The organism is Chryseobacterium sp. II3a (assembly GCF_057815135.1).
Genome location: NZ_JBYPZJ010000006.1, coordinates 266,658 through 288,692, shown reverse-complemented (window position 1 = coordinate 288,692; position 22,035 = coordinate 266,658). Strand labels below are relative to the sequence as shown.

The following is a 22,035-nucleotide window of genomic DNA, read 5'->3' as shown; positions in this document are numbered from 1 at the left end:
TTGCTGATCTTCCAGTCTGTTTAAGTGATTCTTTTTTTCTTTAATTTTGGTTCAAAACTACAGCTTGTAATATTTTTTCAATGCTCAGTTTTTTTGAAACTACAATATCCAATTGTTTAAAAACAGATTGTAATAAATTAATAATCAATGTTTTAAATTTTTAAAATTTACAATGACAGAACTCTCACTAATTTTGAATAAGCCTGTTGTACCTTTTCACTTGCAGTATCTTCCCATTGTTTGTTGAAAGGGACATCATCCAGGGAATCCAGTGCAACAATTTCAGCGGCTGTACCACAGAAAAAAGCGGCATCTGCCCCTCTCATTTCTTCGGGTTTGAAGAAGGTTTCCTTCACCGGAATATTCAGTTCATCACATATTTCAAAGACAGTCTGACGGGTAATTCCTGGAAGGATACTGCCTTTTGCCGGGGTAAATAATATTCCGTCTTTTTCGTAAAAAACATTGGCACCCGAGCTTTCTGCAACATTTCCATTTTCATCCAGTACCAAGGCTTCATCATACCCTTTATCTTTGGCATCCTGGCAAGCTAAAATGGAGTTTACATAATGTCCGCCTACTTTAGCTTCTACCTTGAAAGCTTTGGGATTAGGACGTTGGAAAGGAGAAGTCATGATTTTCATTTTATCTGCCAGATAACCGTTGCTCCATTCCCAAGCCAGGAGAGATAAGTAAGATTCTTTGCCTTTTGAAAGGGACATATTGGGTGAACAGGTTACCAAAGGGCGGATATAAGCATCTGTAAAACCATTTTTTTCCAACAGCTCGTAAGTAAGATCTGTAAGCTGATCTACTGAATATTCGAAGGGAATATGCATCAGTTCTGCGGATCTTTTCAATCTTTCATAATGTTCTTTTGCTTTAAAAATCCTGGTTCCATGAGCTGTCCTGTAAGATTTAATTCCTTCAAAAACTGAATATCCGTAGTGAAGAGACTGCCCGTAAAGATTAGTTCCAGCGTCTTTAGCCTTCATAAAGTTTCCATCAAAATAGATGACCGTGTCGTCGTTGTAATACATGTTATAGTGGGTTAAAATTTAAAAATCAGGAATAAAAAAAGCCCTCTCACACTGTGAGAGGGCTCAATATATGTACAGTCATACATCTTCCGTCTCACAAGCGTAAGGGAATAATAATGACGATAATAATTACTGCGAATAACTGATACATAATTGTACTCTAAAAAATTAAAATAAAAAAAAGCCGCTTCAAAATGAAACGGCTTATATAATTTAAGAAAAATCTATTTTAACATGCCGTTTCCTGACTGTTGTAAATGACAACAGCTGCAATAGAAATGACCATAATATTTTTCTGATTCGTAAAATTCATACTGCAAATGTATAAACTTTTTAAAAACCCACAAGTTTTTTTAGCACTTTTTATTTTTTTTGTAAAAATTGATTAAGGGTTTCCTTTGCTTGAGCCACATCATGAACTCTCAAAATTTTAGCTCCTTGTTCCAGAACTTTTAGGTGTAATTTCTGCGTTTCTTCATTGATGTCAAGCGGAGATTTTCCAAGCGGTTTATAGATAAATGATTTTCTTGAAATACCTATTAATAAGGGAAATTTTCCAAATCCAAGATATTCAACCTCATTGATCATTTTCATCTGATCTTCTACAGTTTTTCCAAAGCCAAAACCGGGATCTAAAATGATGTCTTTTACTCCTTTTTGCAACAGCTCATTAGTCTTTTCAGAAAAGTATCTGTTGACCTCTAATGTTATATCTTCAAACCTAATTTTATCATGCATGGTTTCATAGGAAGGATTGACATGCATCAAAATGTAAGGAAGCTGAGTTTCTGCTGCTGTATCAAACATTTTTTCATCATATTGCCCTCCTGAAATATCATTAATCATGTCTATTCCTTCATTGAATCCAAATTGTACTGTTTCAGCATAAAATGTATCTAAAGAAATCAAGGTTTCTGGAAATTCTTTTTTGATCTTAGAGATCACATTTCCAATTCTTTTAATTTCTTCTTCACTGGTCAAAAACTCAGCATTAGGACGGGTAGATTGTGGCCCGATATCGAGAATTTCTGCTCCTTCTTTCATCAGTTTTTCAGCATGTTCCAATGCCCGTTTTTCATCATTAAATTCCCCACCATCTGAGAATGAATCCGGCGTCAAATTCAGGATTCCCATGATCTTTGGAGTGTCTAATTGTACTAGCCTGCCATTGCAGTTGATAGAATGGGTTTGAGAGTTTGAGAGTTTGAGAGTTTGAGGGTTTGAACGCATAAAGAGTCTATAAATGATTTTATGTACTACAAAATTAGTGATTTGCACTTGGATTGGGAAGCTAATGTCCAGAAATCAGATCTCTAATTACTTATTTCCACTCGATACTCTCACACTCTCCTACACTCCTACTCTAAAACCCTGCAACTCTCAAACATGATTCCCCTCAGACTCGTTTCATAAACAAAACCGAATTCGTATATTTGGAAGATTAAGAAATTTTATGTCAAAAACATCAGTACAGTTCGAGAAAGTTATCAGTCAGTGTCGTGATCTTTTCAGTAAAAAATTACAGGATTACGGACCTGCGTGGAGGGTTTTGAGACCAAGTTCCATTACGGATCAGATTTATATCAAAGTCAACAGAATCCGTACACTGCAAATGACTGATGTAAAAATGGTGGATGAGAGTGAAGAGGATGAATTTATCGCAATTGTCAACTACTCTATCATTGGGCTTATTCAGCTTGAAAAGGGGCTTTCCAATGATTTTAATGAAAATAAGGAAGAAATTTTAAGTCTGTATGACAAATATTCCCGTGAAGCCCAAGCTTTAATGGAAAGAAAAAACCATGATTATGGGGAAGCGTGGAGAGATATGAGAATCTCTTCCATTACAGATCTTATTTACCAAAAAGTATTAAGAACCAAACAGATTGAAGATAATCAAGGAAAAACGATCGTTTCAGAAGGCCTTGATGCCAACTATTTCGATATGTTGAATTATGCTGTTTTCTGCCTGATTAAATTCTCTGAACAAAAAAACCAATTCGAACCCAAAACTATTTAACATGATCAAAGGTTTATTACGCTTTATTATCGCTGTCATTTTTATCCTTTCAGGTTTTGTAAAAGCTGTGGATCTGGTAGGATTCTCTTTCAAAATGGAAGAATATTTTTCACCTGCAGTCTTCAATATGCCGTTTTTTGAAAAATTTGCCCTGCTGTTTTCAATTATCGTTGTTGTACTGGAGCTTTTCCTTGGATTTATGCTGTTGCTGAAAATGAAGCTTAAATTTACCTTATCAGCTTTGATCGCTCTTTGTATATTCTTTGGTTTCCTTACGTTCTACTCCGCTTATTTCAATGTAGTAACGGATTGTGGATGTTTCGGAGATGCTATTAAATTTACACCTTGGCAAAGTTTCTTTAAAGATGTTGCTCTTCTTGTAGGGCTGATCATTTTGTTTATCCTGTACAAAAAAGATTTCCGTAAAACGGATGAATACGGCAGCAGCAGAAAAGAATCTACAGGGAAGTTTAAATATTATATTTTCGCTGCTTTTTCTTTGGTCATGATCTACATTATGGCTCAGGGAATTATGCATGAACCGATGATTGACTTCCGTGATTATAAGATAGGAACAGACATCAAAGGTGAGAAAGAAAAGATCAATAAAAACCCTTCTGAATACAAGACTTTTTATTCCCTGAAAAATCAAAAAACAGGTGAGGTTATAAAGGTGAATCAGGATGAATACATCAAAGAAACAAAGTACTGGGCAGAAGGCTCGCCTTGGAAAATTGAAGATGGGAAAAATGAATCTGTTCTTGTAAAAGAAGGCTATAAATCTGAGATTGTAAAATTCAAGATTGAAGATCCTACAGGAATGGAACTTACCGATGAAATCATCAAAGCTCCAAAAGCAATTCTTGTATTTTCTTATCACCCGAAAGAGGTTTCTGCAGATCTTCTTCAAAAAGTAGAAGCTAAAGTAAATGCACAGAAGGGAACACTTATCTATGGCGTTTCAACAGATCAGAATACTTTTAAAACCATTAAAAATGCAATGATGGATGGTACTGCCATTAAAACCATTGCAAGAAGCAACCCTTTTGTACTGGTTCTTCAAAACGGAAAAATTATTGACAAGCAGCCTGCTAAAGATTATATTAAGTAAGCCAAATTATGGAATCAAATTTTGAATACATCAGCGGAAATTATATTACAGAAGAAAAACTATGTGATATAACGGAAATTACGAAGGATAAACTGAATGCACTTATTCAAAATCACCTGGTTCCGGAAGCTTCTTATGTGGTCACCAGAAGTATAAAGATCACCTCTCCCCTTAATGATGAATTTCAAACTGAAGTTACGGAGAAGTACTTTAGTAAAAACTGTGTTTCATTGATTCAGAAGAATAAAGAAAAGAAAGATTCCCATGAATATAAAGCAGAATTCAGAGAAAAATTCATTCAGAATCTCATGAAGCATCCCCACAAAAATTTTGCCTATCATAATGCTTTTAATAATGATCAGGAAAAACTTGAAGAGATCTTTGAGAGTGAATGGGAAGCTTATTGTAACGGTATATATGGAATATGTACCATCAATTCTACTGAAGAAGACATTGTAAGGAAAGAAATTGCTGTAAAAAAATTAATACATTTCAACACCTTGTTTTCTCAAAAAACACTGAATGAAAATGAGATTAAGGAACTCATCCAGCTGAATAAAGAATTCAACGAAGTTGCTGAAAGATTTGCTCCTTACCAAAGAGCATACAGCAGCAGAGGTAAATACCTTGACAAAATTTTAGAAGAAAATAACTTAGACTATCTAGTAAAAAAATATTAAAACATGCAAAAATCAAATAAATCAATCGCCGGTTACCATTTATTAATGATCCTTTCTTCTGTAGACGGAGAATTTGCTCCTGAAGAAGGAATGCTGGTACAGCAATATCTGGCAGATGAGTTCCCATTCCGAATGAACCTTGACAATGAGCTGGAAACTCTTGCTGTTTTACAGCCTGAAGAATGGAAAGATCATTTTGAATTTCATGGAAGATGTTTCCTTGAAGATTCTACAGAAGATGAGCGTATAAAATTTACTCAGTTTGCCAAGTCTCTGATTAAAGCAGACAATAAGGTCACTGAAGAAGAACATACCTTCTATGTTTTACTGAAAAACTTATGGGGATTATAATTTCTCCTCACATCAAAAAAATACCATGAAAAAAATTTATCTAGGACTATTAGTAATGAGTGCATCTACATTTCAATCTCAGAAATTTCCGGATCTGAAAGCTCCTGTCGCAGAAAAGCAGGAACACATCAGAGAGATTCATGGTGATAAGGTCAATGATCCTTATTACTGGATGATCGATTATTTTAAAAAAGGAAAAGATTCTACCAAAGTTGTTGATTATTTAAAGGCCGAAAATACCTATTGGGAAGGCATGATGAAAGATACTGAACCTTTCAGAGAAAAGCTTTTCCAGGAGATGAAAGCCAGAATCAAAGAGAAGGACGAATCTGTCCCGGTTTTTAAAAACGGATATTATTATTACACCCGTACAGAAGCTGGAAAACAGTATTTTAAATATTGCAGAAAAAAAGGAAGCCTGACCGCTCCTGAAGAAATTCTTCTGGATGTAGATCAACAGGCTGAGGGTCATTCCTATTATTCTGCTTCAGGTTTCAGTATCAGTCCAGATAATACAAAAATGATTTATGGTGTGGATGATGTATCCAGAAGACAATATAAATTATTTTTAAAAGATCTGTCAACAGGAAAAACCATTGATCTGGGTATTAAAAATACAACAGGATCAGCCACATGGGCGAATGATAACAAAACAATATTTTATACTTCCAAAAACCCTGAAACTCTTTTAACGGAAAAGATTTTCAGACATACCCTGGGAACTGATTCTTCAAAGGATGCCCTGGTATATGAGGAAAAGGATAAAACCAACTATATTGGTGTAGGAAAATCCAAGAATGAGAAATTCATCATGATCTATTCTCAGGCTACCACTTCTTCCGAAACCAGGTATCTTGATGCCAATGATTCCAATGGAACATTTAAGGTTTTTCAGCCTAGAATAAAAGATGTACTGTACGATGTCACTCCTCTGGAGGATAAATTTTTGATTACCACCAATAAGGATGCTCTTAACTTTAAAGTTGTAGAAACTCCTTTAAACAAAACAGGTGTTGAGAATTGGAAAGATTTTATTCCTCACAGAAAAGAGGTTCTGATGGAAGGAATTACCGAGTTTAAGAATTATTTGGTATTCAGTGAAAGACAGAACGGGCTTTCTCAATTGGTGATCTATGATAGAAAAACAGGTAAAAAAGACTTTCTGAAATTTGATGAAGCTGCTTACACCGTTTATCCATCAGGAAATCCAGAGTATAACACAGATAATTTCCGCTTCGGATATACTTCCATGATTACACCGAGTTCTCAGTATGAACAGGATTTAAAAACAGGTAAAAGAAGTCTTTTGAAGCAACAGGAAGTTCTGGGCGGCTACAACAAAGATCTTTATACAACGGAAAGGCTTTTTGCTACAGCAAAAGACGGAACCCAGATTCCAATATCCATTGTTTACAAAAAAGGATTGAAAAAAGAAGGAAACAATCCGCTTCTTCTTTATGCTTACGGTTCGTACGGAAGTTCTATGGATGCTACATTCAGCAGCACAAGACTGAGTCTTCTGGACAGAGGTTTTGCCTATGCTATTGCTCACATTCGCGGCGGCCAGGAAATGGGAAGACAATGGTATGAAGACGGGAAAATGATGAAAAAGAAAAACACCTTTACCGATTTCATTGACGCCGGAGAATATCTTGTGAAAGAAAAATATACATCACCTAAACATTTATATGCTCAGGGCGGAAGTGCCGGAGGACTTTTAATGGGTGCTATAGCGAATATGAGCCCTAGCCTTTGGAATGGTGTTATTTCACAAGTTCCTTTTGTAGATGTTGTCAATACCATGCTTGACACCAGTATTCCTTTGACAACCAACGAATATGACGAATGGGGGAATCCAAACAATAAAGAGGCTTATTTCTATATGAAATCTTATTCTCCGTACGAAAATATAGAAAAGAAAAATTATCCGAATCTATTGGTAACAACAGGACTGCATGATTCTCAGGTCCAGTATTTTGAACCTGCAAAATGGGTCGCTAAACTAAGAGATATGAAAACGGATAAAAACGTCTTATTATTAAAAACAGACATGGACTATGGCCATGGTGGAGCTTCCGGAAGATTTGATTATCTGAAGGACCTTGCTTTGGTGTATGCTTTCATGTTTAAATTGGAAGGGATTAATAAATAAAGCTCTCGCAAATTTTGCAGATAACGCAGATCGATACTTTATGACAGAAAATGAAATTTCATATATTGTACGAAAGTCTGTTTTCAAAGTTTATAATCAGCTAGGTCCTGGTTTACTGGAATCTGTGTATCAAAAAATTCTCATCTACGAATTAGAAGAAAATGGATTGAGCGTTAAATCTGAAGTTTTACTTCCTGTTTATTATGACAATAAAAAATTTGATATCAATTTTAAAATTGACATTTTAGTGGAAGATAAAGTTACTTTAGAATTAAAATCTGTAAAAGAGTTGGATAATGTTTATTATAAACAATTATATACTTATTTGAGATTGTCTGACAAGAAACTGGGACTATTAATTAACTTTAATACAACCAATATTTTAGGTAATATAAAAAGAGTGGTCAATAATCTGTAAAAATCTATTATGACTACATTAATCTGCGAAATCAAACTAATCTGCGAGAGAAAAAATAATGCACGCAGATTTTGCAGATAACGCAGATTCAAAGAATGAATTTAACTAAAAAGTAAAATAAATCAATATATAAATCTTATGAGAAGAAAAATAGTTGCAGGCAACTGGAAAATGAACAAAAATGTAATTGATGCACAACAATTAATGATTCAATTGCTAAGCTATAAAAACAATAATGCTACCAACTGTGAAGTTTGGATCGCTCCACCATCTTTATACTTAATGATGGCTAAAGATATCTTTGAGAAGGATGAAATCGGAGTATTTTCTCAGGATATGAGCGAGCACGAAAGCGGGGCCTACACAGGAGAAATCTCTGCTGATATGTTAGAATCTATCGATGCTACAGGTTCATTGATCGGGCACTCTGAAAGAAGACAATACCACGGAGAAACAGATTCTCACTGCAACAGAAAAGTAAAATTAGCATTAGATAAAGGTCTTACTCCAATCTATTGTAACGGAGAAACTCTTGAGCAAAGAAAAGCAGGACAACACCTTGAAGTAGTGAAAAACCAAACTGAAGTCGCTCTTTTCAGCCTTTCTGCTGAAGAAATCAAAAAAGTTGTGATCGCTTACGAACCGGTTTGGGCTATCGGAACTGGAGAAACAGCAAGCCCGGAGCAAGCTCAGGAAATTCATGCACACATCAGAAATATCATTGCTGCTAAATACGGACAGGAAGTAGCTGATGAGGTTTCTATCCTTTACGGAGGTTCTGTGAAACCCGATAATGCGAAAGAAATCTTCTCTCAGCCTGATATTGACGGAGGTCTGATTGGAGGTGCTGCTTTAAAATTAGAGGATTTCTCTAAGATTATTGAAGCTTTCAACTAATTGAGAAGAACAATATAGGAAATAAAGCCCTTGGAACTAGTTTTCAAGGGCTTTTATTATAGGTTTTGGCTAAGCCGATGAGTTTATGTTCCTATTTTTTAAACGGGCTAAAGCCCGTTTCTATTGAATATATTCTATGACCTATTCAATTTTACACAAGAAAAACGTCCTGTTTGTCATTGACTACGTCGAATCTTCGATTTCTGACGAAGGAAGAATCTCCACATTGCTATCCAAAAATCATAGTTTAGATCCCTTCGAATGACAAAAAACCTGAAAACCTAATCTGAAAAATTATTTCGGAATAGCAAATAAAATGGAAAGCCACTCCTAAAAAAGAGAATTCTTTTTCAAGAAGCTAAAGCCCGTTGCTATTGAATTATACAATAGTATACAATAAAAAACGGCAGAATAAATTCCGCCGTTTTCCGTTAAAAAAATCTAATTATTGAATATCGACTATATACATAGTTCCTTTATCAACCTTACCCGTTTTAGGCAGTATCTTTGCCTTAGGATTCCCGTTTCCATCATCTACTACTCCAAAATCGTCATCATTGAAAACAGCCAGTTTATTATTTCCTAAATAAACAATTCCCTCAAATTTATCATGTTCATAGCCAAGCTTTGCAACAAGGTCTACAGCTAGTTTTTTAGTAACAGGTTTAATTCCTGCATTGGTAAGCTCATCCCAGGTACATTGTTCCAAAGCTTTTCCGTTCACCTTCATTCCATCTACCGCAGCAAGGTCTGTTCCGGTTACATCTGTAGCATCGCTTAGATTGATTCTGTACACCTTTTTAATTCCACCCTGTGTTCCGAAATTACTATCTCTTTCAATGACAAGAAATTCATTATTCCCTAATGCTGTAATATCACACACCGAATCAGAAGCTCCTCCATCCTGTTTATAAACATATTGTTTCGTTTGCCCTGTAATGGTATCGAAAGTTACAATTCTCGTTAAAGTGGTATTTGTTGCCAAAGCTTTTGATGGAACCAACATCATCGATTGCATTGTTCCCACCAATGTTTTTCCGTCAGGAGTCATACAAAGACCTTCCATTCCTCTGTTCGCTCGTCTTTTAGCCAGCACTGCTGGTAATTTTCTATTTCCTGTATTTACCCCAATCGGACTTATTCTTTCCAGTTCTACTCCATCAGCACTGTAATGAACAATATGAGGGCCATATTCATCAGAAACCCAAAATGTACCGTCTGGTGCAGCCACAATACTTTCACTGTCTAAACCATATTTATCCGTACCCAGAACATTTCCTGCAGCATCATAAGCCACTTCACCTGTACTTCCCATTCCTATAGGGTTTGGAAGTCCGGTAATAGACTGTCCGGATGGATTTTTAAGCTTAATATATTTAATCACTTCTACTTTTCCTTCTGCATTAATTTTAAAATGCATAATGGTAGGAGTAAAATCAGGTGTTAAAAACTTTTTCCCGTTCTGATAATCTGTATTCGGGCCACGGTCTGTAATAACATAAAACTCACCTTTTCTTGTGGGATGAGCTGCCGCTCCGGATCCGAATCCACCATTAATGACATCTACTCCGTTTATTGTTGCCAGTTTTGAAAATGGAAACTCCTGCGGAAGTTTAGAATAATTAATATCCGAATTATTGATATTGTTGTCATCATCTTTGCATGACCACAAGGCAGTCATCATCAAAGCAGATAATAGTATTCTTTTCATAGTAACTTTTATGGCGCGAAAGTATAAATTGATTGTAAACTGATCTTGAATACAATGATAATTGTATTTTAACAATAGAATTCTAAGATGAATTCAACATAAACAACAAAAACATGAATTTAACTCATAAAATTCAAAATAAAAAATCCAATTTATTATCAATTAGTAAAATCCATCCTTAAAAATATAGTTCAATATCAGGAAAAATTGAAAACTGATATATAATTCACAAAATAGACATCAAAAATTTATATGATATATTTGCGCTGTTTTTAAGGTTGAACACTGTTCACAATAGGGAATCAAGTGAGAATATTATTCAAATCTTGAGCTGTACCCGCAACTGTAAGCTGTTTTACCTATAGCTATTAATAATACCACTGGGCTAAGATCCGGGAAGGTTAGCTGTAGGATGCGAGCCAGGAGACCTGCCTTAAATACGCGTTTAGTTTCAGGATGATGAACCATCCTGTAGATAAATAAGTTTCGGGAATAAAACTTTAATTTAATTATATTATGAGAAAAATCTATCTTTTTTTCTTACTGCTTTGTACGCAGTTTTTCTTTGCTCAATTCACAGAAAACGATATTAAGTTTTGGGTGGGAACCGGTTCTAAAAAGGCTTATTTCATTGCCGATTTCAATGATAATAATACTCCTAAATCTTATGCATGGGGCTATCGTTTTGATGATAATAATTTAACAGCCGAAGACATGATCAATGCGATTGTGGCTGCAGAACCTAAAATAGAGGCTGACATTCCTTCAGGATTTCTGTACAGTTTCAAATACAATCACCATACTCCAAGTACAGATGATTACTGGATTACCTGGACCGGATCAAATGCCGGAAATATGTCCAATCAAAATAATGGCGTAGGGTATACGACTTTAACAGACGGGCTGTGGTTTGGTATTACTTATGGTCTTGATTTCATCGACACACCACCATCAACACCAGTTCCTGCTTACAGTTCTCAATGGTATACTTCATCCCAAATTACCAACTGGATTGGAACCGGAAATAACAGAAGTCTTGTTGTAGTAGATTTTGGGACTCATAGTTCTAATGGTAATGCCAATTCTTTTGCTTTTGGAATTCAATATAATGGTATCTTAACAGCGGAACAGGCACTACAGCTTATTCAAACTCAGGCCCCTTATTTCAATTTTACTTCAAGCAATAATCAGGTTTCCAGCCTGTCATTAAATACTTTCACAGGAACCAACTCCGGAGCAGAAAATTGGAAATTATATTCCGGAAAAGATCTTTCAAGCTGGCAGAAAAAAGATGATCTTAGCCAGATTCAACTGAACAACAATACATGGCTGGGATTAAGCTTTGGAGAGAGAAGACCTTTCACTCCTACTGAAGCAAGTAATGCAACATTGTCTGTTGCCTCTGTATATAAGAAAGCATCATTCAACATTTACCCTAATCCAACAAGTGATTTCATTCAGATTGAAACTTCTGAAAATATCAGAGAGGTTACGATCTATTCTTCTTTAGGACAGAAAGTAATGACTTCCCAGTCAACGAAGATTAATATTAGATCTCTAAATACTGGCATATATTGGGTAGAGATTAAGACGAAAAATGGTTCTTCCCTGCATAAGGTTGTGAAGAAGTAGAGAGGGAATTGTTTAACCACCCTGTCAAATCTACGATTTGACACCCCTCCAGAGGAGGGGAATATTACGTCTTCAATTATTATTTTCTTCGTTATAGAAATTCGTTCAGCTTTGGCTAAAACAAAAAACGCATCCAATTCGGATGCGTTTTTCATTATGATGTAATATCAATTATTTTTTCTCTGCTCTTTGAAGAACTTCGTCTACCATTCCATAGCTCTTAGCTTCTTCAGAAGTCATCCAGTAATCTCTGTCAGAAGATTTCTCTACCCACTCATAAGTTTGTCCTGAGTGGTGAGCGATAATATCATAAAGCTCCTGCTTTAATTTTAACATTTCTCTTAAGTTGATCTCCATATCAGAAGCAACTCCCTGAGCACCTCCTGAAGGCTGGTGAATCATTACTCTTGAATGTTTAAGCGCAGAACGTTTTCCTTTTTCTCCTGCAACCAATAATACAGCTCCCATTGAAGCAGCCATACCTGTACAGATAGTAGCTACATCCGGTTTAATGATCTGCATTGTGTCATAAATACCTAATCCCGCATATACACTTCCACCAGGAGAGTTGATGTAGATTTGAATATCTTTAGACGGATCTGCACTTTCTAAGAATAAAAGCTGAGCCGTAACGATATTCGCTACCTGATCGTCAATTCCAGTTCCAAGGAAGATAATTCTGTCCATCATCAAACGGGAGAAAACGTCCATTTGAGCAACGTTTAATCTTCTCTCTTCCATGATGTACGGAGTTAAGTTCGTTGGGCCATACATTCCCATATACTGATCGGTAGCCAAACCGTTGTTTCCTAAATGTTTTACAGAGAAATCTCTGAATTCCTTTTTAATGTCCATATTTGTATTATGTATTATTTTAATAATATTTTCGATGTTTAAATTACAATATTTATTCCTAAAATTTTATAGGACTTTTTGTCATAGATTACTGACTCCTTTTGTCTTTAAACTATCTTTTTCTATTGACATAGATTCCTTTAATCGGGGAATATTCAATAATATTACTTAATCTGATAGAAGCTTGTTTCAGCAGAGTGATTTTTTTAATCAGTTCATAATATTTTACTTCATCAGTGCTGCTGTATTGGTCCAGTTCCTTCGCTGTTTCTGTAATCAGATAATCAATATATCTGTATTTGTGCAGTAAAACATCCCCTTGAATCTGATCTGCGACTTTATCTCCATAATTAGGCGGATAAATATTTCTTGATGCCCAGTTTTCCAGTTCATCCAGCGGCATCAAAGCATCTACAACCTTTGTCGTAATGTCTTCATCCATAAAAGATACAAAAAAGTTTCCACTTCTCAGCTCATCTTTCTGAATACCCTCTCTTACCTGGTTGATAATGATCTCATTTTCTTTGACTAAAAATGTATACTGCTCCTCTTCAAAATGATGAAGAATTTCTTCAATTACCGTAATCTGATATTCTTCATTGTTCTCATTTTTTCTTTTCAACACTACATCACCAAACATCAGCATGTGATCCACCAGCTTATTCTCCATAAACAGAACATCAAACAAAAAAGGATCTTCTTTTTCCTGATCCAAGGGAACGATCTCCAGCTTCGGAGCTACTTTTTCCTTCTGTTGTTGCTGAACATGATGGGTTTGATTTTGGGTAATCTGTTTTTGAACATCCAGCTCATTGAAAAGACTCTGCTCAGAAAGACCGAATTTATTGGAAACCTCTTTCAAATACACCTCTCTTTTCAGTGCGTTTTGTACGAAAGAAACCGATTTTACAATGTCACGGATGGCCTCAGCCTTTTTGATAGTATCATTTCCAACATCCCGTAACAGAATTTCCGCTTTAAAGTCAATGAAATCCATCGCTTCATTTTCTATATACTTTTCTACATATTCCTGCGGATGTTTTCTGGCAAAGGAATCCGGATCATCACCATCAGGGAAAAGCAAAACACGAATGTTCATCCCTTCCGTCAGCAGCATATCAATGCTTCGGAAACTGGCTTTGATACCAGCATTATCTCCGTCGAAGAGAATGGTTACATTTTCCGTAAGCCTCTTGATGAGTTTAATCTGTTCTGTAGTCAGCGAAGTTCCCGAACTTGCTACAACGTTTTCAATTCCGGACATGTGAAGGGAAATCACATCCATATATCCTTCCACCAAAAGACAGCCATTCTTTCTTGAAATAGCCTGCTTGCTTTGGTTTAATCCATAAAGAACATTGGATTTATGATAGATCTCCGTTTCCGGTGAGTTGAGATATTTCGCTGTTTTTACATTATTCTTAAGAATTCTGGCTCCAAAACCTAAAACCCTCCCTGAAAAACTATGAATCGGGAAGATTACTCTTTCACGGAATCTATCGACTCCCGCAGGAGTATTTTCCGGGAAAATAGACAGTCCGGATTTTTCAAGGATTTCCTTAGTATATCCTTTCTCAAGAGCATACGCAGTAAAAGCGTTTTTCTTTTCAGGAGAATATCCAAGCTGGAATTTCTTAATGATATCATCCTTAAGTTCTCTTTCTTTAAAATAAGCAAGTCCTATACTTCTTCCTTCCTGATCCTCCCAAAGAATTTCCTGAAAATACGTATTGGCCACTTCATGAATCTTATACAATAGATCTTTTTCTGTCTGGGCATGTTTTGCTTCCTCAGAAATTTCACGCAGATCTTCTTCAATTTCAATTCCGTATTTCTTAGCGGCATGACGAAGGGCCTCAGGATAAGTGAAGTTCTCGATTTCCATTAGGAAAGAGATAGCAGTCCCTCCTTTTCCGGTAGAGAAATCCTTCCAGATCTGCTTGCTTGGCGAAACAACAAAACTGGGAGACTTTTCTTCATGAAATGGGCTGAGTCCCTTAAAATTAGACCCTGCTCTTTTCAACTGCACATATTCACCTACAATCTCTTCAACGCGGATTGTGGAGAATATTTTATCAATGGTCTGTTTAGAAATCATGCTACAAAAATACACATAAAAAAAAACCTTACAATTATATAACTAGTTATATATATCGACTGTTTTATGATTATTTTTGCAAACAAATAAGCTTATGCAATTCACTATACATACAATCGAAGACTGGCAGGAAGTTGTTAACCGCATCCTTCCTGAACTAAAACATAATATCCTTCTTCTTAAAGGAAACCTAGGAGCGGGAAAGACCACTTTCTCCCAATTTTTGCTTAAAAACCTGGGAAGTGAGGATGAAGTAAGTTCTCCTACCTATTCCATCGTTAACGAGTACAATACTTCTAAAGGAAAAGTATTCCATTTTGATCTTTACCGCTTAAAAAACATTGAAGAAGTATATGATATTGGGATCGAGGAATATCTTGATAACTCTTTTCTATGTATTATTGAATGGCCTGAAGTGTATGAAGAAGAGCTTTACGGGCTCAACTACCACACAATGAGTATTGTGAACACAGGTGAAAACAGAGAAGTTTCATTCGAGTAAATATTATGTATCTTTGCTTATTAATTCAGTATTAAAATAACAATCTGTAAGACATAATTTAATTTAAGGATGAGCACAAACATTTTTACTCCTTTCACAGAAGAAGAATTGATGCCGAAAGAAGAAAAATTGGAGGTTATAAAGAAGGGAAAACAGTTCAGTATTGGAATTCCTAAGGAAACCTGTCTCAACGAAAGGAGAACCTGCATTACTCCTGACGCTGTACAGGTATTGGTAGAGCACGGTCATGAGATTATCATAGAAGCTGGGGCCGGAGAAGGTTCGTTTTTTACAGATTTACAGTATTCTGAATCTGGAGCAAAAATTACCAATGATCCTAAAGAAGCATTCGGGCAGGATTTGATTTTGAAAATCAACCCTCCTACTTTGGATGAGATTGATTATATGAAGCCTAATACTTATATGGTTTCAGCGCTTCAGATCAACCTAAGAGATAAGGAGTACTTCCTTAAGCTTGCAGAAAAAAAAATAAATGCCATTGCCTTTGAGTTTATCGTAGATGAATACAAACAGCTTGCATTGGTAAGACTTATCGGTGAAATTGCAGGAACCGTTTCTATTTTATATGCTTCAGAATTATTAGCCCTGTCCAATGGATTAATGCTGGGAGGAATTACAGGAGTAAGGCCCGCTGAAGTAGTGATCCTCGGTGCTGGAATTGTAGGTGAATTTGCTACAAAAGCAGCTATTGGTCTGGGAGCAAGTGTCAAAGTATTCGACAACTCATTATCAAAGTTAAGAAGACTTCACACCATGGTAGACAGCCGCGTGCCGACTTCTATTATTGATCCTAAAGAACTCAGCAAAAGTTTAAGACGTGCTGACGTAGTTATTGGAGCACTTCCAAGATTAAATATGACCCCTATTGTGACTGAAGATATGGTCATGAAAATGAAAAAAGGCAGTGTCATCATCGATATTACGATAGACAATGGTAAGGTTATAGAAACCTCCGAATTAACGACTATGGATGATCCTTATATCATCAAGCATGGGGTAATCCATTGCGGACTTCCCAATCTTACTTCAAGAATGCCGAGAACCACCACTAAGGCTATCTCAAATTTCTTCCTTTCCTATATTTTAAATTATGACGAAGAGGGCGGCTTTGAAAATATGCTGATCCGCAAAAATGAAATGAAGCAGAGCTTATATATGTACAAAGGAAGACATACCAAAAAGATCATCTGTGACCGTTTCGGACTTACGTACCACGATATCAATCTTTTAATTTTCTAAATGAAAAAACTTAAATTTTATGCAATAGGCTTCGTTCCGGGGCTACTTATCGTATTTTTTATATTAAACAAAAAAGGAGCAAGCTGTAGCGGCTATTTACCGAACAGCCGTGTGATCGCAGAATCCCTTTCTAAGGAATTTAAGTATTCCGAAGAGGCCAAAACAGCGATGAATGCCTACAAGATTGATGAAAAATTTATAAAAGACAGCATCATTACCAACGGAAAGGTAGATTTTGAAAGAAGTCATGCTCAAAAAAAACCGTGCCCAAATTATCTGATCATTTATCCTGAAAAAAATCCGTCTTACGAGATTACTTTTGAAAAGTGTGAAGAAACCGTAATGGTAAATGGGCTTAAGAAGCTAAAATAGTTTCAAAAATAACAGCTTTATGGACGGCAATTACTACATGATTCATGATTATCTGATATTCATCGGAGTTTTTGCCATTTTCCTTTTTCTGACAGCCAGTATCTATCTCTTCAGTCAAAATCAGAAACTGAAACAGAGAAATATCAAGCTTTCAGAATCCAATAAAATTATTGAGCAAAGACTGAATGAGGTTCGCCTGGAACATATCGGCACCAAACTGAATCCGCATTTGTTTAAAAACATTCTTAACTCTGTTCAGTCTCATGCCTACCAGACCTATATGTCTTTGGATAAACTGGCCAATGTTCTGGATTATATTTTATACGAAAGCAACAACAAATATGTAAGCCCCAAAGAGGAGTTAAACTTTGCCCTAAGTCTTATTGAGATCAATAAAATTAAGGTAAATCCTCTTTTCGACTTCAGGATCAAATTTAAGATCAATAAATCGGATTCGATATATGAAGAGAAAGTTTTTGCCCCTCTTATTTCTGTTGATCTTATCGAAAATGCATTTAAACACACCGATTTTTTAGCCCAAGATTCTTTTATTTCCATTTTCATGGAGCTTGAAAATCGTGTATTTACTATGAAGGTAAGCAATAAAGCTTCTTTAAAGAATAGCCTTGAAAAGGAAAAAAGCGGTTTTGGAAGCCAATCTTTGGATCAAAGACTAAAAATGATCTACAATACCCATTATCATCTGGAAAAAAGTTCAAAAAACGGTATCTTCACCGCAGAATTAAAAATCAATTTAGGTGAATTCTATGATAAAATGCGTTATTCTGGATGATGAATTGTTAGCCATCAGCTATTTGAAACTTCTCTGCGAGCAGATTGATGATGTGGAAGTCGTAAAGGCATTTAATGATCCTAAACTTTTTCTGAACGAAATTGATTCTCTTGATTGCAATCTCTGCATTCTGGATATTGAAATGCCCGGAATGACAGGACTTCAGGTCGCTGAAATTATCTCCGGTTCTAAAAAGATCATCTTCACTACCGCATACAAAGAATATGCTGCAGAAGCCTTTGATCTTAATGTGGTGGATTATGTAAGAAAACCCATTAAAAAAGAGCGTCTAATCCAGGCCTTTGAAAAGGCTAAAGAACAAATCAGCACCATCCAGAAAAAGACTTTTATTGAATGGAATACCAACATTGGTAAAACGGTCATTTTAACAGAGCAGATTGCTTATATCAAAACTTCTGAGATAGACAGCCGTGATAAAGATATTATTCTCAATGACGGAACTACCATTGTTTTAAAGAACCTGAATTTTAAAAACCTTCTGGAAATGCTTCCGGCTAAGGACTTCGCTCAGGTCAACAAAAAAGAAATAATTGCTCTGGCATCCATCAAGATTTTTTCAACCAACGAAATTATTACAACCATTACTGTAGAGGATAATAACTTTCTGAAACTTCAGATTGGAGATGCCTATAAAAATTCATTAATGGAATTGTTCGGAAAATAGACTTTTCAAATATTTTCATTTTTATTACAGAATACAACCTCTTTATTACACATCAGTTTTTTCGGTTAATTATCCATTTAATTTTACTGTGAATTAATTGATTTTATAAATGAAAAACTTAATGTATGCTGCTGGAATTCTCATATCCGGATTCTGCTTTTCCCAGGAAACTTCAAAAGTGAAAGCTTCTTTTTTTGATGGAATTGCAGTGGCCGGATATGTAGATCATGGGGCTTTTATCAACTTCACAGGACCCAATGTAAGCTTTACGCAAAAAAACACCAAATTTGTTCTTGGAATGCTTCCTTCTTTAAAGATTAAAGAAGATCAATCTTCTACTACCAAAAATAGTCCCATTATGCCCACCCTGGGAGCAGGTCTTACCATGGTTTATAAAAAGATTGCAGCTCAGATTCCGGTGTACTACAACACAAAAACTTCGGATCAGAATGGAAAATGGAACATCGGAGTCGGTCTTGGATATTCATTTAAGTAAATTGATTACATTTTTTGGAACATTCATTACATTTTAAAAACATAGGTATTTCAATATAAAGATATTCTTATCAACTTTGCATCAAAATAAAGGAATCATGAATTTGGGGAAATATAAAAATATTATATTTTACATCAGTACCATTGCATTTTTTTCGTGCCTTATGTACTGGTTTTTTGTTGAAGGTAAAACACTGGAAATTGGGGAGAATATTGCTCCCAGCAAGGCTACAGGTTCTACGATGTGGGAAAACTTTGTTGATTCATTTCTGATCAACCTTCATCATCCACTAGCGCTTCTTCTTGCGCAGATTGTAACCATTATCCTGGTTGCCAAACTTTTTGGATGGATTTGTATAAAACTGAAACAACCGTCAGTAATTGGTGAAATGATTGCAGGTATTGTTCTGGGGCCATCTCTTTTCGGATTATACTTCCCTGAGCTTTCAGCATTTATTTTCCCTAAAGAATCGCTGCCTAACTTACAGTTTTTAAGCCAGATCGGGCTTATCCTGTTTATGTACATTGTAGGGATGGAGCTAGATCTGAGCGTTTTGAGAAAAAAAGCACATGATGCTGTTGTTATTAGTCACGCCAGTATTATTATTCCATTTGCATTGGGTGTGGGGCTTTCTTATTTTATCTATAAAGAATTTGCACCGGAGGGTATCCAGTTCAGTTCATTTGCTTTATTTATAGCGATTGCCATGAGTATCACGGCATTCCCGGTACTGGCAAGAATTGTTCAGGAACGAAACCTTCATAAGACCAAAATAGGTACTGTTGTGATTACCTGTGCTGCCGCAGATGATATTACAGCATGGTGTATTTTAGCAGCGGTAATTGCGATTGTAAAAGCAGGATCTTTCTCAGGGTCTATATTCGTTATTTTAATGGCGATCTTGTATGTTTTCATCATGATCAGAGCCGTGAGGCCTTTCTTACACAGAATTGCGGAATCTCAAAAGGGAAAAGGATTTATCAATAAAGGATTAGTCGCTATCTTTTTCCTTGTATTGATTATTTCATCATATGCAACGGAGGTTATTGGAATTCATGCACTTTTTGGAGCTTTCATGGCTGGAGCTATTATGCCTGAAAATGTAAAATTCAGAAATCTTTTCATAGAAAAAGTAGAAGATGTTGCCTTAGTTCTGTTATTGCCTCTTTTCTTCGTATTTACAGGGTTGAGAACCCAAATCGGGCTGCTTAATGATCCTCACCTTTGGAAAATTGGTGGTCTTATCATTCTTACTGCCGTTACAGGAAAATTTGCAGGAAGCGCACTCACCGCAAAATTCCTCAATATAAGCTGGAAAGATAGTCTTACAATTGGAGCGTTAATGAATACAAGAGGACTTACAGAGCTTATTGTTCTTAATATCGGATATGACCTAGGAGTATTAAGCCCGGAATTATTTGCACTTCTTGTTATTATGGCTTTATTCACCACTTTTATGACTGGGCCATGTCTGGATCTCATCAATTATCTTTTCAAAGGAAAAGAGTCTATGATTGAAGAAGGACAAAAAGATGATGATACCAAATATAGAGTCCTACTATCTTTTGAAACGGCAAAATCAGGAAGTAAGCTTCTTAGACTGGCAGATAATTTCACCCATAAAATGAATGGGAACAAGAGTGTAACGGCTATGAATATAGCACCTGTAGATGAACTTCATGCTTTTGATATTGAAAACTTTGAAAAGGAACAGTTCAAAAACGTCATAGAAACTTCTCAGGAACTTAACCTGGAAGTCACCACTCTTTTCAAAGCTTCTACTGATGTTGAAAGTGACCTGACGAGTATTACCAATAAAGGAAATTATGACCTTCTTCTGATCATGCTTGGAAAATCGATGTATGAAGGAAGTTTATTAGGCAGATTATTAGGATTTACAACCAAAATTATCAATCCTGAAAAATTATTAAATACGGTAAAAGGTAAAGGAAATATTTTTAACAACTCTCCTTTTGATGATCTTACCTTGCAGGTTTTAGATAAAGCAACCATTCCGGTAGGTGTTCTTGTAGAAAAAGAATTTACCACTGCAGACAAGGTATTTGTCCCTATCTTCAACCTGAGTGATTTTTATCTTCTTGAATATGCAAAAAGGCTGATTAACAACAATAATTCTCAGATTATCATTCTTGATGCTGCAGGACAGATCCGTAACAATATTGAAGTGAAAGAACTGATCCGAAGCATTGAGCAGGTGGCCCCTAATCACATCACTTTATATAACGAAAAAAAAATTGAGAAAGAGTTCCTGAATTCTCAGGATCTGATGCTTATCAGCAGCAAAAGCTGGAAAAGCCTGATCGATACAAAGAGTCTTTGGCTCTCTGATATTCCATCAACATTAATCATATCAAATCCGTAACACCGATATTTTCTATTTCTACTAGAAGCTGTAAATATTATTCGTTGTCTGTAAAGAAAAAACGGGTATATTTATAGCTTCAATTTTTTTGGATATGCTGATTAACAATGAAAACGGGGTCCTGGAACTGAGTGATTTCAACACTCGCCTATACAAAGGAATGTTGCTTGAACAGCTGAAAAACACTGATTTTTATAAAGAAAAATATCACAATACATGGGATGTGAAAACCGGATATTTTTGGTATTATTTTAAAGAGGTAGAAATAGAAAGTCATCAGCTTTCCCTCAGTCTCTGCTTTTTGGGAGATCGGCTGAACAGCATTCACATGAATACATGGGAAAATACTGATGCCAAAGACTGGAATGAATGGACAGAAGAAAAAGAGATGCAGGTATTTTATCGGAATAATAAGTTTCTGACCTTAATTTTGGGAATGCCTCCCACCCGGAAAAAGAAAATACCTTACCCAAGCTGTACTTTCATTTTTCCCTGGGGAAGTGTCTGGTCGGTTTATGATCCCCGAAGTGCCAGCAGTTTTATGGGAATCAGCTATGAAAAAGAAGAAAAATAATTAAT

General features: G+C 35.8%; 21 protein-coding genes and 1 riboswitch. Of the genes, 16 read left to right on the top strand and 5 right to left on the bottom strand.

What is annotated here, in order from left to right; all coding sequences use genetic code 11:
• Positions 1-167: 167 nt before the first annotated feature.
• Positions 168-1,040 (bottom strand): branched-chain-amino-acid transaminase, encoded by an 873-nt coding sequence (ilvE, locus tag AC3HD6_RS16260; protein ID WP_488897279.1) that lies wholly within the window; start codon positions 1,038-1,040, stop codon positions 168-170.
• Between the two features lie 363 nt (positions 1,041-1,403).
• The gene (gene folP / locus AC3HD6_RS16255) at positions 1,404-2,270 is read right to left on the bottom strand and encodes a dihydropteroate synthase (RefSeq protein ID WP_488897278.1); all 867 of its coding nucleotides are present in this window, start codon (positions 2,268-2,270) and stop codon (positions 1,404-1,406) included.
• 223 nt (positions 2,271-2,493) lie between these two features.
• Between folP and AC3HD6_RS16250 the strand changes: the two genes are divergently transcribed.
• The 7 genes from AC3HD6_RS16250 (at position 2,494) to tpiA (ending at position 8,669) form a co-directional block, all read left to right on the top strand.
• The gene (locus AC3HD6_RS16250) at positions 2,494-3,060 is read left to right on the top strand and encodes a DUF1599 domain-containing protein (RefSeq protein ID WP_347218816.1); all 567 of its coding nucleotides are present in this window, start codon (positions 2,494-2,496) and stop codon (positions 3,058-3,060) included.
• Position 3,061: 1 nt separating this feature from the next.
• Positions 3,062-4,171: a BT_3928 family protein gene (locus AC3HD6_RS16245; RefSeq protein WP_488897277.1), complete on the top strand. Its 1,110-nt coding sequence runs from the start codon at positions 3,062-3,064 to the stop codon at positions 4,169-4,171.
• A gap of 8 nt (positions 4,172-4,179) precedes the next feature.
• A complete protein-coding gene (locus AC3HD6_RS16240; protein ID WP_488897276.1) occupies positions 4,180-4,851 on the top strand; it encodes a DUF6058 family natural product biosynthesis protein in 672 nt (223 codons plus the stop codon).
• A gap of 3 nt (positions 4,852-4,854) precedes the next feature.
• On the top strand, positions 4,855-5,202 hold the full coding sequence (locus tag AC3HD6_RS16235) for a TerB family tellurite resistance protein (protein ID WP_488897275.1): 348 nt from the start codon (positions 4,855-4,857) through the stop codon (positions 5,200-5,202).
• A 25-nt stretch (positions 5,203-5,227) separates the two neighbouring features.
• Positions 5,228-7,354, top strand: coding sequence for a S9 family peptidase (locus AC3HD6_RS16230; RefSeq protein ID WP_488897274.1), 2,127 nt, complete (start codon positions 5,228-5,230; stop codon positions 7,352-7,354).
• Between the two features lie 40 nt (positions 7,355-7,394).
• Entirely contained in the window at positions 7,395-7,772 is a 378-nt protein-coding gene (locus AC3HD6_RS16225) for a GxxExxY protein (protein WP_488897273.1), read from the top strand.
• Positions 7,773-7,910: 138 nt separating this feature from the next.
• On the top strand, positions 7,911-8,669 hold the full coding sequence (tpiA, locus tag AC3HD6_RS16220; RefSeq protein WP_488897272.1) for a triose-phosphate isomerase: 759 nt from the start codon (positions 7,911-7,913) through the stop codon (positions 8,667-8,669).
• Positions 8,670-9,114: 445 nt separating this feature from the next.
• Here tpiA and AC3HD6_RS16215 read toward each other — a convergent pair whose 3' ends face one another.
• Positions 9,115-10,380, bottom strand: a complete 1,266-nt coding sequence (locus AC3HD6_RS16215) for an esterase-like activity of phytase family protein (RefSeq protein WP_488897271.1) — start codon at positions 10,378-10,380, stop codon at positions 9,115-9,117.
• A 258-nt stretch (positions 10,381-10,638) separates the two neighbouring features.
• Positions 10,639-10,830: riboswitch (cobalamin riboswitch) on the top strand.
• 66 nt (positions 10,831-10,896) lie between these two features.
• On the opposite strand from AC3HD6_RS16215, the gene AC3HD6_RS16210 reads away from it, so the two are divergent.
• Positions 10,897-12,012 (top strand): T9SS type A sorting domain-containing protein, encoded by a 1,116-nt coding sequence (locus AC3HD6_RS16210; protein WP_488897270.1) that lies wholly within the window; start codon positions 10,897-10,899, stop codon positions 12,010-12,012.
• 171 nt (positions 12,013-12,183) lie between these two features.
• On the opposite strand, the gene clpP is transcribed toward AC3HD6_RS16210, so the two are convergent.
• Both clpP and dnaG read right to left on the bottom strand, forming a co-directional pair.
• A complete protein-coding gene (clpP, locus tag AC3HD6_RS16205; RefSeq protein WP_068942181.1) occupies positions 12,184-12,867 on the bottom strand; it encodes an ATP-dependent Clp endopeptidase proteolytic subunit ClpP in 684 nt (227 codons plus the stop codon).
• Between the two features lie 112 nt (positions 12,868-12,979).
• Positions 12,980-14,965 carry a DNA primase gene (gene dnaG, locus AC3HD6_RS16200; protein ID WP_488897269.1) on the bottom strand — a complete coding sequence of 662 codons (1,986 nt, stop codon included), beginning with the start codon at positions 14,963-14,965 and terminating at the stop codon, positions 12,980-12,982.
• A gap of 94 nt (positions 14,966-15,059) precedes the next feature.
• On the opposite strand from dnaG, the gene tsaE reads away from it, so the two are divergent.
• The 8 genes from tsaE (at position 15,060) to AC3HD6_RS16160 (ending at position 22,030) form a co-directional block, all read left to right on the top strand.
• The gene (gene tsaE, locus AC3HD6_RS16195) at positions 15,060-15,467 is read left to right on the top strand and encodes a tRNA (adenosine(37)-N6)-threonylcarbamoyltransferase complex ATPase subunit type 1 TsaE (protein WP_488897268.1); all 408 of its coding nucleotides are present in this window, start codon (positions 15,060-15,062) and stop codon (positions 15,465-15,467) included.
• 69 nt (positions 15,468-15,536) lie between these two features.
• Positions 15,537-16,727, top strand: coding sequence for an alanine dehydrogenase (locus tag AC3HD6_RS16190; protein WP_488897267.1), 1,191 nt, complete (start codon positions 15,537-15,539; stop codon positions 16,725-16,727).
• A complete protein-coding gene (locus AC3HD6_RS16185; RefSeq protein ID WP_488897266.1) occupies positions 16,728-17,099 on the top strand; it encodes a hypothetical protein in 372 nt (123 codons plus the stop codon).
• 19 nt (positions 17,100-17,118) lie between these two features.
• Positions 17,119-17,892, top strand: coding sequence for a histidine kinase (locus AC3HD6_RS16180; RefSeq protein WP_488897265.1), 774 nt, complete (start codon positions 17,119-17,121; stop codon positions 17,890-17,892).
• Entirely contained in the window at positions 17,867-18,577 is a 711-nt protein-coding gene (locus AC3HD6_RS16175) for a LytR/AlgR family response regulator transcription factor (RefSeq protein ID WP_488897306.1), read from the top strand. The genes AC3HD6_RS16180 and AC3HD6_RS16175 overlap by 26 nt, the downstream gene beginning before the upstream one ends.
• Positions 18,578-18,686: 109 nt before the next feature.
• Positions 18,687-19,073, top strand: coding sequence for a hypothetical protein (locus tag AC3HD6_RS16170; protein ID WP_488897264.1), 387 nt, complete (start codon positions 18,687-18,689; stop codon positions 19,071-19,073).
• Between the two features lie 97 nt (positions 19,074-19,170).
• Positions 19,171-21,456: a cation:proton antiporter gene (locus AC3HD6_RS16165; protein WP_488897263.1), complete on the top strand. Its 2,286-nt coding sequence runs from the start codon at positions 19,171-19,173 to the stop codon at positions 21,454-21,456.
• Positions 21,457-21,550: 94 nt separating this feature from the next.
• Positions 21,551-22,030, top strand: coding sequence for a hypothetical protein (locus AC3HD6_RS16160; RefSeq protein ID WP_488897262.1), 480 nt, complete (start codon positions 21,551-21,553; stop codon positions 22,028-22,030).
• The last annotated feature ends 5 nt before the right edge of the window (positions 22,031-22,035 follow it).